10 protein-coding genes are annotated in these 11371 nt (G+C 62.4%); 7 read left to right on the top strand and 3 right to left on the bottom strand.

All coding sequences use genetic code 11. The features are described from left to right. Positions 1-48: 48 nt before the first annotated feature. Positions 49-378 carry a chaperone modulator CbpM gene (locus AB6724_RS16705; RefSeq protein ID WP_369339651.1) on the bottom strand — a complete coding sequence of 110 codons (330 nt, stop codon included), beginning with the start codon at positions 376-378 and terminating at the stop codon, positions 49-51. An 11-nt stretch (positions 379-389) separates the two neighbouring features. After that, positions 390-1337, bottom strand: coding sequence for a DnaJ C-terminal domain-containing protein (locus AB6724_RS16700; RefSeq protein WP_369339672.1), 948 nt, complete (start codon positions 1335-1337; stop codon positions 390-392). Positions 1338-1557: 220 nt separating this feature from the next. Between AB6724_RS16700 and AB6724_RS16695 the strand changes: the two genes are divergently transcribed. From AB6724_RS16695 to typA, 7 genes are all read left to right on the top strand, one after another. Continuing rightward, positions 1558-1938: a thioredoxin family protein gene (locus tag AB6724_RS16695; protein WP_369339650.1), complete on the top strand. Its 381-nt coding sequence runs from the start codon at positions 1558-1560 to the stop codon at positions 1936-1938. 180 nt (positions 1939-2118) lie between these two features. Then, complete coding sequence (gene rimP / locus AB6724_RS16690; RefSeq protein ID WP_369339649.1) at positions 2119-2712, top strand: ribosome maturation factor RimP; 594 nt, start codon at positions 2119-2121, stop codon at positions 2710-2712. Between the two features lie 84 nt (positions 2713-2796). Beyond that, the gene (gene nusA, locus AB6724_RS16685) at positions 2797-4284 is read left to right on the top strand and encodes a transcription termination factor NusA (RefSeq protein WP_369339648.1); all 1488 of its coding nucleotides are present in this window, start codon (positions 2797-2799) and stop codon (positions 4282-4284) included. Positions 4285-4307: 23 nt separating this feature from the next. Then, complete coding sequence (infB, locus tag AB6724_RS16680; protein ID WP_369339647.1) at positions 4308-7145, top strand: translation initiation factor IF-2; 2838 nt, start codon at positions 4308-4310, stop codon at positions 7143-7145. Positions 7146-7151: 6 nt separating this feature from the next. Continuing rightward, positions 7152-7529, top strand: coding sequence for a 30S ribosome-binding factor RbfA (rbfA, locus tag AB6724_RS16675; protein ID WP_369339646.1), 378 nt, complete (start codon positions 7152-7154; stop codon positions 7527-7529). Between the two features lie 4 nt (positions 7530-7533). After that, the gene (gene truB / locus AB6724_RS16670) at positions 7534-8526 is read left to right on the top strand and encodes a tRNA pseudouridine(55) synthase TruB (protein WP_369339645.1); all 993 of its coding nucleotides are present in this window, start codon (positions 7534-7536) and stop codon (positions 8524-8526) included. Then, positions 8523-10349, top strand: coding sequence for a translational GTPase TypA (gene typA, locus AB6724_RS16665; protein WP_369339644.1), 1827 nt, complete (start codon positions 8523-8525; stop codon positions 10347-10349). Before truB ends, typA begins: the two co-directional genes overlap by 4 nt. Before the next feature lie 49 nt (positions 10350-10398). Here typA and AB6724_RS16660 read toward each other — a convergent pair whose 3' ends face one another. Continuing rightward, positions 10399-11304, bottom strand: a complete 906-nt coding sequence (locus AB6724_RS16660; protein ID WP_369339643.1) for a LysR family transcriptional regulator — start codon at positions 11302-11304, stop codon at positions 10399-10401. Positions 11305-11371: the final 67 nt, after the last annotated feature.

Raw genomic sequence — 11371 nt, 5'->3', positions numbered from 1 at the left:
TAAGGCCCTCGTCACCTCGGTGCGAGGGCTTTTTGTTTGGTCTGCGTATCAGCGCTGCAGGGCCTGGAGCTTGCGGCGCAGCTGCTGCACCTCCTCTATCAGGTCCGTGGTCAGGGCGGCCAGCTGAGGGTCGGCGTCAAAGCTGTGCTCGAGCTGGGCGATGCGGCGGGCGCGCACCAGGGTCTGGCTGCTGAAGCGCCATTGCTCAATGCTGACCTCGGTGCTGCCCGCGTTGTCATAGCTGATGACGCCGGTGCGCACATGCTCTATCACCCATTGCTGGCTGGTGCTGCAGTGGCGGGCCAGCTCCTGCAGGTCCAGGCAGGCCTGGTCCAGCAGCTCGGCCGGTTCGTGGAAGGGGGAGTGATTGCTGCTCATGGGTCGCTCTCTCAGCTCAGGCTGCGGGCATCAAAGCCGGGGAAGGCCTTGGCGAAGTCGGCATAAGCCTGTTTCTGCTCGGGGGTCGCGGCGGGCGGAAACACCACGTCCAGCACCAGGTACAGGTCGCCGGGCGTCACGGCGGGCAGGCCTTTGCCCTTGATGCGCAGCTTGCGTCCCGAACGGTAGCCGGCCGGCACGGTGATCTCCAGCTCGCCGGCCAGGGTCTTGAAGCGCGTGGGGCCGCCGAGTTCAGCTTCCCAGGGCGCCAGCGGCACGCGCTGATAGACGTCCTTGCCTTCGCTCCACCAGCGCGGGTCGCTGCGAAAGTGCACCTCCAGCAGCAGGTCTCCCGACGCACCCTTGCCCATGCCGGGATTACCCTGGCCGGCCAGGCGGATCATCTGGCCCTCGCGCACGCCCTTGGGAATGCTGACCTGCAGCTCCTTGTCCTTGTAGTTCGGCATGCCCTGCTCGTCGAGCACGGTGCTGCGCAGGTGCAGGGAACGCACGGCGCCGCGATAGCTGTCTTCCAGGTCCAGCTCTATGCTGGCGTGCTGGTCCTGGCCGCGCATGTCCGGCGTGCCGCCCGGTCGGCTGCGCCGCGCGTGGGCCGCCTGCCCGAACATCTGCGAGAAAAAGTCGCTGAAGTCGGCCTCTCCCCCGGCGCCGTCGCGGCCGCGGAAATGAAACTCCTGCTGATCCCAGCCCGGCGGAGGCTGGAAGCCGCCCGAGTCTGTGGCTGCGGCATCCCCCATGCTGTCGTAGGCCGCCCGTTTTTCGGGGTCAGAGAGCACGGTGTTGGCCTCGTTGAGCTCGGCCATGCGCTGGGGCGCATTTTTTTCCTTGCTGATGTCGGGGTGGTATTTGCGGGCGAGCTTGCGGTAGGCCTTCTTGATATCGTCGGCCGAAGCACTCTTGTCCACCCCAAGTATCTTGTAGTAGTCCTTGTAGTCCATGGATTCACCCATCATCAAGCCAGAACGGCGGATTGCCGGTACGGTCGCGCGGCGCTTTCATCCGCCACTATAGAAAAGAATAGGGGCTCCGGCGTGTCGCTTCAAGAGCCGGTGTTGTGCGTGATCAAGCACTGTCAAAGCCGGATTGGCAATAAGGCGCTACCATTGCTGCCGCCCGATTCGGCTGGGCTGGCAGGTGTCAGCCCGATGGGGCTAAGAGATGAAGCAAGAAATGAACAAGGCGGATGAGTGGTTGGTGGTTTGCCTGTGTGCGGCCTGGTGCGGCACCTGCAAGGAATACCAGCAGCCTTTTGAGCAGCTGGCGGCCCAGTTTCCGCAGATGCGCTTTGTCTGGCTGGATGTGGAAGACCGCGAGGACGTGGCCGGCGATCTGGATGTGGAGACCTTTCCCACGGTGCTGGTGGCCGAGGGGCAGCGGGCCAGGTTTCTGGGGCCGGTGCTGCCGCAGACCGCTGTCTTGGCGCGCATGCTGCAGTCGCTGCCTCAGGACGCGGCCGCAAAGCCTGCCGATGTGCAGGAGGCCCAGGATTTGCTGCAACGCCTGTTACAGGCCGATGACTTGCAGGAAGTCTTGCGCTGAGCGCTATTTTATGAGAGGCGCTTTTTGCGAAAACAACGGTTTGCGGCTACAATTGCGGCTTCACGACCAAACGGGCGGGTACACACCGCCCGTTTTTTTTGGGCAAATCACGGCCGGGCCTGCTGTTTGCAGCGCTAAGAGCCTGATTTGGCGGATTTTTCGGGACTGAACTGAATACACGTGGCATTACAGCAAATCGTTGAACAAACCGTGACGGGTCTGGGCTATGACCTGGTTGAAATTGAACGCTCGGCAGGAGGCCTGCTGCGCATCACGATTGATTTGCCTTGGCAGGCGCCGGAGGAAGGTGCGCCTGAGCTGCCCGAGGGGATGCCCCCCGCACAGTTCGTGACAGTGGAAGATTGCGAGAAGGTCACACGTCAGCTGCAGTTTGCGCTGGAAGTCGATGGCGTGGACTATGCCCGACTGGAGATTTCCTCTCCAGGGATTGACCGACTTTTGCGTCACGAACAGGATTTCATCCGCTTTGAAGGCGAAATGGTGGACCTCACGCTCAAGGAGCCCATCGGGGCGGCCGGCGGCGAGAAGATCAATGCCAATCGCAAGAAGTTTCGGGGCACGCTGGAGCGTGCGGAGGGCGGCGGTTGGCAGGTCGTCTGGAGCGATGAGCCACCGGTCAAACCCGGGGTGCGCGTGAGCAAGAAGCGCGAGCCCGCTCCGCTGCATGCACTGGGCTTTACGCTGGACGAGTTGCGAGAAATCCGTCTGGCACCGATTGTGAATTTCAAAGGACGTGCGGCCAAGCCCGAGTGAGGCCGTCGCAGCGTTTGAATCGTTGGGGCAAAGAGGCGAAAAGCTGTGGTCCTCTTTGTGTGATTGAAATAGGAGAGTCGTCGCATGAATCGCGAACTGTTGATGTTGGTTGAAGCCATTTCGCGTGAAAAGAACGTGGAACGCGATGTGGTGTTTGGTGCCGTGGAATCCGCGCTGGCACAGGCCACCAAGAAGCTGTACCAAGGTGAAGTAGACATCCGCGTGTCCATCGATCGCGAAAGCGGCGACTACGACACCTTCCGTCGCTGGGTGGTCGTGTCCGACGACGCCGGCCTGCAAAATCCCGATGCCGAAGAAATGCTGATGGACGCGGAAGAGCGCGTGCCCGGCATTCAGGTGGGGGAATTCATCGAAGAGCAAATCGAATCCCTGCCCATCGGCCGCATCGGTGCCATGGCGGCCAAGCAGGTCATCCTGCAGAAGATTCGGGACGCCGAGCGCGAAATGCTGCTCAACGAATTCCTGGCCCGCGGCGAGAAGATCTTCACCGGCACGGTCAAGCGCATGGACAAGGGCGACATCATTGTCGAATCCGGTCGTGTGGAAGGCCGCCTCAAGCGCGGCGAGATGATCCCCAAGGAAAATCTGCGCAATGGTGACCGTGTGCGCGCCATGATCATGGAAGTGGACGCCACGCTGCGCGGCGCTCCCATCATCCTGTCGCGTTCGGCTCCTGAGTTCATGGTGGAACTGTTCCGCAATGAAGTGCCCGAAATCGAGCAAGGCCTGCTGGAAATCAAGAGCTGCGCTCGCGATGCCGGCAGCCGCGCCAAGATCGCCGTGCTGAGCCACGACAAGCGCGTGGATCCTATCGGCACCTGCGTGGGTGTGCGCGGCACGCGTGTCAACGCCGTGACCAATGAGCTGGCCGGCGAGCGTGTGGACATCGTGCTGTGGTCCGAGGACCCCGCCCAGTTCGTGATTGGTGCCCTGGCTCCTGCCAATGTCTCTTCCATCGTGGTGGACGAGGAAAAGCACGCCATGGACGTGGTGGTGGACGAGGAAAACCTGGCCATTGCCATCGGCCGCGGCGGTCAGAATGTGCGTCTGGCCTCCGAGCTGACGGGCTGGAAAATCAACATCATGGACGCTGCCGAGTCTGCGCAGAAGCAGGCCGACGAGTCGGCTGGCTCGCGCAAGCTGTTCATGGAAAAGCTGGATGTGGACGAGGAAATCGCCAACATCCTGATCGAAGAAGGTTTCGAGACCCTGGAAGAAGTGGCCTATGTGCCGCTGCAGGAAATGCTTGAAATCGAATCCTTCGATGAAGAGACGGTGAACGAGCTGCGCAGCCGCGCCAAGGATGCATTGCTGAGTGAGGAAATTGCTCGCGAAGAGAATGTGAGCAAGGCATCCGAGGATCTGCTGTCGCTGGACGGCATCACGTCCGAGCTGGTGGACAAGCTGGCCCAGGCCGGCGTGCACACCCGTGACGATCTGGCCGATCTGGCCATCGACGAGCTGACCGAAATTACCGGTCAGACCGCCGAAGAGGCCAAGGCCTTGATCATGAAGGCGCGTGAGCACTGGTTTACCGATGGGCAAGAGTAAGGTCAGGGAGGTTCAGAGCATTTATGTCGAGTAATACGGTTGCAGAATTTGCGAAAGAGCGCAACACGACCCCTGATACCTTGCTGCAGCAGCTCAAGGCGGCCGGGGTGGACAAGGTCAGCACTGCCGATGCGCTGACCGAGGGTGACAAGCAGCGTTTGCTGAGCCACCTGCAGGCCAGCCATGGCAGTGCGGCTAAGAAGATCACACTGACCAAGAAGTCCACCAGCGAGATCAAGCAGGCGGACTCCTCGGGCCGCGCCCGTACGATTCAGGTGGAAGTGCGCAAGAAGCGCACCTTCGTGAAGCGGGAAGACACACCCGCTGAAGCCCAGGCCAATGCCGAAAGCATGGCCAAGGCAGTGCAGGAACGTGCCACAGCTCAGGAGCTGGCACGTCGTGAAGAAGAAGCTCGCCATCAGGTTGAGCAGTTGCGCCATCAGGAAGAAGAATTGGCCAAGGAACGTCAAGAGCGCGAAGAGCGCGAGCGCCGCGAGCGCGAAGCCGAAGAACGTGCTGCAGCTTATGCAGCCGCGGAGGTCGCCAAGGTGGCTGAAGCCAAGGCGGCAAAGGAAGAGGAAAAGCGCGAGCACGCCGCAGGAGCTGCTGCACGTGCTGCAGCCCAGGCCGAGGCCCGCGCCAAGGCGGAAGCCGAATCCCAGGCCAAGGCTGCTGAAGAAGCCAGCCGCGCCAAGGATCTGGACGAGCGCCGCCGCAAGGCCCTGGCCGAAGCGGAAGCCATCCGCGCCATGATGGCCGCGCCCAAGAAGGTGCTGGTTGCCAAGAAGCCCGAGGAGCCCAAGAAGGCTGTTCCGGCAACGGCGGATGCCAAGAAGCCTGCTGTAGCCAAGGATGGCAACAAGCCCGCAGGCAGCGCCGGCGCTGCCAACGCCGGCGGCGGCGGTGCCCGTCCTGGCAAGGAAGTCAAGTCCGCCAAGCTGTCTTCGAGCTGGTCCAACGACAGCGCCGGCAAGAAGAAGGAAATCAAGACCCGTGGCGACAGCTCGGGTGGTGTGGGGCGTTCCAATTGGCGCGGTGGTCCGCGCGGCGGCCGTCGCGGCAGTGATCGCAACGAGCAGCACCAGCAGCAGGCTCCCGAGTTCCGCCAGCTGGAGATCTCCGTGCCCGAGACCATCACCGTGGCCGAACTGGCCCACAAGATGGCCATCAAGGCTTCGGAGCTCATCAAGGTGCTGATGAAGATGGGCCAGATGGTCACCATCAACCAGCCGCTGGACCAGGACACCGCCATGATCGTGGTGGAAGAAATGGGCCACACCGCCAAGGTGGCTGCGCTGGACGATCCCGAAGCCTTCACGGCCGAGGAAGTCTCCAACTCCGAAGCCGAGCAGCTGCCGCGTGCTCCCGTGGTGACCGTCATGGGTCACGTGGACCACGGCAAGACCTCGCTGCTGGACTACATCCGCCGCACCAAGGTGGCAGCGGGCGAAGCCGGTGGCATTACCCAGCACATCGGTGCCTACCATGTGAACACGCCGCGCGGCATCGTCACTTTCCTGGACACTCCCGGTCACGAGGCCTTCACGGCCATGCGTGCCCGCGGCGCCAAGTCCACCGACATCGTGATTCTGGTGGCCGCTGCCGATGACGGTGTGATGCCCCAGACCAAGGAAGCCATCAAGCACGCCAAGGCGGCTGGTGTTCCCATCGTGGTGGCTATCACCAAGGCCGACAAGCCCGATGCCAACCCCGACCGCGTCAAGCAGGAGCTGGTGGTGGAAGAGGTGCTGCCCGAAGAATACGGCGGCGACTCTCCGTTCATCGCCGTGTCCTCCAAAACCGGCCAGGGCATTGACGAGCTGCTGGAGCAGGTGTTGCTGCAGGCCGAAGTGCTGGAGCTCAAGGCGCCTGTGGATGCCGCCGCCAAGGGTATCGTGATCGAAGCCCAGCTGGACAAGGGCCGCGGTACCGTGGCCACGGTGCTGGTGCAGTCCGGTACGCTGAAGGTGGGCGATATCGTGCTGGCCGGCCAGACCTATGGCCGCGTGCGCGCCATGCTGGACGAAGACGGCAAGCAGGCCAAGGAAGCCGGCCCGTCAATTCCCGTCGAGATCCAGGGCCTCAACGAAGTGCCTCAGGCCGGCGACGATTTCATGGTGCTGAGCGACGAACGCCGTGCCCGCGAAATCGCGACCTACCGTGCCGGCAAGTTCCGCAACACCAAGCTGGCCAAGCAGCAAGCCGCCAAGCTGGAGAATATGTTTGCCGAGATGTCCGCTGGCGATGTGCAGACCCTGCCCATCATCATCAAGGCCGACATGCAAGGCTCGCAGGAAGCTCTGGCCGCTTCGCTGCTCAAGCTGTCGACCGACGAGATCAAGGTCCAGCTGGTGTACTCCGGCGTGGGTGGTATCTCGGAATCCGACGTCAACTTGGCGCTGGCTTCCAAGGCCATCATCATCGGCTTCAACGTGCGTGCAGACGCCCAGGCCCGCAAGACGGCCGAAGGCAACGACGTGGATATCCGCTACTACAACATCATCTACGACGCCGTGGATGAGGTGAAGGCGGCGATGTCCGGCATGCTGGCGCCCGAGAAGCGCGAAGAGATCATCGGCATGGCCGAGATCCGCACCGTGTTCGTGGCCACCAAGATCGGTACGATCGCTGGTTCCTACATCACCCAGGGCCATGTCACCCGCAGTGCACATTTCCGCCTGCTGCGCGACAATGTGGTCATCTACACGGGCGAAATCGAGTCGCTGCGCCGCATGAAGGACGATGTCAAGGAAGTCAAGGAAGGCTTCGAGTGCGGTATCAAGCTGCGCAACTACAACGACATCAAAGAAGGCGACATGCTGGAAGTCTTCGAGATCAAGGAAATCGCTCGTACGCTGTAATTTCCGATGGCAACTCGAAAGAAATCTGCTGCGCCCAACCGCAGCTTCAAAGTCTCCGACCAGATCCAGCGCGATCTGTCGGAGCTGATCGCCCGCGAGTTGAAGGACCCGCGCGTCGGCATGGTCACGCTGCAAGGCGTGGAGGTGACTCCCGACTATGCCCACGCCAAGGTGTTCTTCAGCGTGCTGGTGGGCGATCCCGAAGCGACGCTGGAAGCACTCAACCAGGCCGCAGGCTTTCTGCGCAACGGCCTGTTCAAGCGTTTGCACATTCACACCGTGCCCACGCTGCATTTCATCTATGACCGCACGACGGAACGCGCTGCCGACATGAACGCCTTGATCGCCAAGGCAGTGGCGTCGCGCGGTCCCGAAGAAGAGTAAGCACATGAACGCCCCTCGCACCCGGGTGCAGCGGCGCCCTGTGCATGGGGTGTTGCTGCTCGATAAACCGCTGGGATGGTCCAGCAACGATATCCTGCAGAAGGTCAAGTGGCTGCTGCGCGCCGAAAAGGCCGGGCATACGGGCACGCTTGACCCGCTGGCCAGCGGCGTGCTGCCGCTGTGCTTTGGCGCTGCGACCAAATTCAGTCAGCTTCAGCTGGAAGCTGAAAAAACCTACGAAGCCATTGCCCGTCTGGGCCAGACCACGACCACGGCCGATGCCGAGGGCGATGTGGTGCTGGAGCGGACCGTGGACCTGGCTGCCATCACGCACCAGCGTCTGGCCGAGGTGCAGGCACAGTTCACCGGCGACATCAAGCAGGTGCCGCCCATGCACAGCGCGCTGAAAAAAGACGGCAAGGCGCTCTACGAATACGCCCGCGCGGGCGTGGAGGTCGAGCGTCCGGCCCGCGATGTCACGATTCATGCCTTGAATCTGGCTCTGGTGCAGGACGATCAAGGGCATCCTGCTATCAGGATGAGGGTGACCTGCAGCAAAGGCACTTATATCCGCACCTTGGGCGAAGACGTGGGCGAGGCCTTGGGCTGTGGCGCCCATTTGCGTTTTCTGCGCCGGGTGGAAACCGGCGGCATCGAGGTCTCGCGCTGCGTGACGCTGGAGGCGCTGGAGGCCATGAGCGACGAGCAGCGCCTTGCGCAGGTTCAGCCCGTGGATGCTCTGCTGCACCGTCATGCCGTCGTCACCTTGGGTGAACAGGATGCAGGACGCTTTCTATCAGGCCTGCGCCGCCGAGGGTCTTGGGCCGATGCCCCGGCCGTGGCGGTGTATGGTGAGCGCCCGCATGCCCTTTTGGGGGTAGGCCGTGTGGTGCGCGGGGAGCTGATTCCCGAGCGCCTGCTCAGTCCGCTGGAAATTCAACAGATTTTGGAAGGAACGCCGCGTCCACAAGCAAGCGGCATTTTGGAAACATTATGAGCAAACAAATCCGCAACATTGCGATCATTGCGCACGTTGACCACGGCAAGACCACCATGGTGGACCAGCTGCTGCGCCAGTCCGGCACTTTTGCCGAGCATGAAAAAGTCGTCGACACCGTGATGGACAACCACGCCATCGAACGCGAGCGCGGCATCACGATTCTGGCCAAGAACTGCGCCGTGTCCTGGAAGGACACCCACATCAATATTCTCGACACACCGGGCCACGCGGACTTCGGCGGTGAAGTGGAACGCGCCCTGTCCATGGTGGACGGCGTGGTGCTGCTGATCGACGCGCAGGAAGGCCCCATGCCCCAGACGCGCTTCGTGACCAAGAAGGCCCTGGCCCTGGGCCTGCGCCCCATCGTGGTGGTGAACAAGGTGGACAAGCCCGGCGCCAACCCCGACAAGGTGATCAACGCCGCTTTCGACCTGTTCGACAAGCTGGGCGCCACCGACGAGCAGCTGGACTTCCCCGTGGTCTACGCTTCCGGCATCAACGGCTGGTCCTCCAAGGAAGAGGGCGAGCCCGGTGCCAAGTGGGGCGAGGACATGTCGGCCCTGTTCGACACCATCCTGGAGCATGTGCCTTCCGTGAAGGGCGATGAAAATGCTCCCCTGCAGATGCAGGTCTCCGCACTGGACTACTCCACCTTCGTGGGTCGTATCGGCGTGGGCCGCATCACCCAGGGTACGCTCAAGGCCGGCCAGAACGTGCTGGTCATGGCCGGCCCCGATGGCAAGAGCTACAGCGGCAAGATCAACCAGATCCACACCTTCCAGGGCCTGGATCGCGTGCAGGCCACCGAAGCCGGCCCTTCCGAGATCGTGCTGATCAGCGGTATCGAAAACATCGGTATCGGCGAGACCGTCACCGATCCCGCCAATCCCGCACCGCTGCCCATGCTCAAGATCGACGAGCCCACGCTGACCATGAACTTCTGCGTGAACACCTCGCCCCTGGCAGGCCGCGAAGGCAAGTTCGTGACCAGCCGCCAGATCTGGGACCGCCTGCAAAAGGAACTGCGCTCCAACGTGGCTCTGCGCGTCAAGGAAACCGACGAAGATGGTATCTTTGAAGTGTCGGGCCGCGGTGAACTGCACCTGACCATTCTGCTGGAAGAAATGCGCCGCGAAGGCTACGAGCTGGCCGTGTCCAAGCCCCGCGTGGTGATGCAGATGATCGACGGCGTGAAGCACGAGCCTATCGAGCTGGTGACTGCCGACATCGAAGAAGGCCACCAGGGCGGCGTGATGCAGGCACTGGGCGAGCGCAAGGGCGAGCTGGTGAACATGGAGCCCGATGGCCGCGGTCGCGTGCGTCTGGAATACCGCATCCCGGCCCGTGGCCTGATCGGTTTCACCAACGAATTCCTGAACCTGACCCGCGGTTCCGGCCTGATCGCCAACATCTTCGACAGCTACGAGCCGCACAAGGGCGACATCGGCGGCCGCAAGAACGGCGTGCTGATCTCCATGGACGACGGTGAAATCTTCACCTACGCCCTGGGCAAGCTGGACGACCGCGGCCGCATGTTCGTGAAGGCCGGCGACCCCGTGTACGAAGGCATGATCATCGGCATCCACAGCCGCGACAACGATCTGGTGGTGAACGCCACCCGTACCAAGCAGCTGACCAACTTCCGCGTGAGCGGCAAGGAAGACGCGATCAAGATCACGCCTCCCATCGAGCTGTCGCTGGAATACGGTGTGGAATTCATCGAAGACGACGAGCTGCTGGAAATCACGCCCGTGAGCCTGCGCGTGCGCAAGCGCTTCCTCAAGGAGCATGACCGCAAGCGTGCTTCGCGTGACGCGTAATTCACAAGCCCAGGCTGTGAATCCAGAAAAGGCCCTTAGGGGCCTTTTTTCATGCCTGCGCGGCCAGCTCGCAAACCTGCTGCAGCAGCCACTGTGCCATGGGAGAAAGACTGCGTCCGCGCTGCCAGACCACGCCATAGCTCGATGTCATGGCAGGCACCTGCCGCGCCCTCACGGCCTGCAACTGCCCGCTTTGCAACCAGGGACGCACTGCAGGTTCGATGGCGGCCAGCACGGTATCGGTGTGCAGCGTCAGCTGGATCAGACTGTTGACATCGTCGCATTCCACGGCCAGCAGATTCTTGTCATGGCGCAGCTGCAACTGGGTGCATAAGGCCTCGCGCACGGACTGAGGCAGGCGCACGGCAGCCAGGCCATGGGCATGCAGCTGGGTCAGCGTGAAATCGGTTTGCGCAGACTGCAGCAGCGGGTGGCCGCTTCGCACATAGAGACCGCCGGGCTGGGCGGGCAGGGCGCACACCGTACAGTCGCTGCCAGCGGGCAGCTCGCGGGTCTCGGCCACAAAGAATTCGATCTCGTCGTCCTTGAGGCGCTGCAGCAGTTGCTGCCAGTTCCCCATGATGGCGCGCACATGTACCGCGGCAAAGGCTTTGCGGGCCTGCTGCAGCAGCGGCGGCAGCAGAAACTGGGCCGGAAACGGGCCAAAGCCGCAGGCCGTGTCACCCATCTGTCGATCTCGGTAGAGCTGCACATCACGCTGCAGACTGCGGCTTTGACGCAGCAGCTCACGGGCGCGCTCCAGCACAAACTGGCCGGCCGCCGTGGGGCGAATCCCTCCTGCGCCGCGCTCGAAGAGCTTCATCGCAAATTCTTCCTCTGCAGCCTGCACGCTGCGTGTCAGTGCTGGCTGGCTCAGATGCAGCTGTTCGGCCGCACGGGCGTAATTGGCCTTGTCGGCCAGCATGACCAGATGCTGCAGTCGGCGTATGTCCATGGCAATGAGTTCAATGCATTGAAATTGCACAGACTATGCATTGGACGCACTGCACAGCGCTGCCCAG

Origin of the sequence: Comamonas guangdongensis, assembly GCF_041079535.1 — a bacterium.
In the GTDB taxonomy this organism is placed as follows: domain Bacteria; phylum Pseudomonadota; class Gammaproteobacteria; order Burkholderiales; family Burkholderiaceae_C; genus Comamonas; species Comamonas guangdongensis.
This window is presented reverse-complemented; position numbering and strand designations above follow the sequence as displayed.

Bases quoted from the DNA above. Each gene is read 5' to 3' on its own strand.
- AB6724_RS16705 (WP_369339651.1), bottom strand. From the start codon at position 378: ATGAGCAGCAATCACTCCCCCTTCCACGAACCGGCCGAGCTGCTGGAC.
- AB6724_RS16700 (WP_369339672.1), bottom strand. From the start codon at position 1,337: ATGGACTACAAGGACTACTACAAGATACTTGGGGTGGACAAGAGTGCT.
- AB6724_RS16695 (WP_369339650.1), top strand. From the start codon at position 1,558: ATGAAGCAAGAAATGAACAAGGCGGATGAGTGGTTGGTGGTTTGCCTG.
- nusA (WP_369339648.1), top strand. From the start codon at position 2,797: ATGAATCGCGAACTGTTGATGTTGGTTGAAGCCATTTCGCGTGAAAAG.
- infB (WP_369339647.1), top strand. From the start codon at position 4,308: ATGTCGAGTAATACGGTTGCAGAATTTGCGAAAGAGCGCAACACGACC.
- rbfA (WP_369339646.1), top strand. From the start codon at position 7,152: ATGGCAACTCGAAAGAAATCTGCTGCGCCCAACCGCAGCTTCAAAGTC.
- truB (WP_369339645.1), top strand. From the start codon at position 7,534: ATGAACGCCCCTCGCACCCGGGTGCAGCGGCGCCCTGTGCATGGGGTG.
- typA (WP_369339644.1), top strand. From the start codon at position 8,523: ATGAGCAAACAAATCCGCAACATTGCGATCATTGCGCACGTTGACCAC.
- AB6724_RS16660 (WP_369339643.1), bottom strand. From the start codon at position 11,304: ATGGACATACGCCGACTGCAGCATCTGGTCATGCTGGCCGACAAGGCC.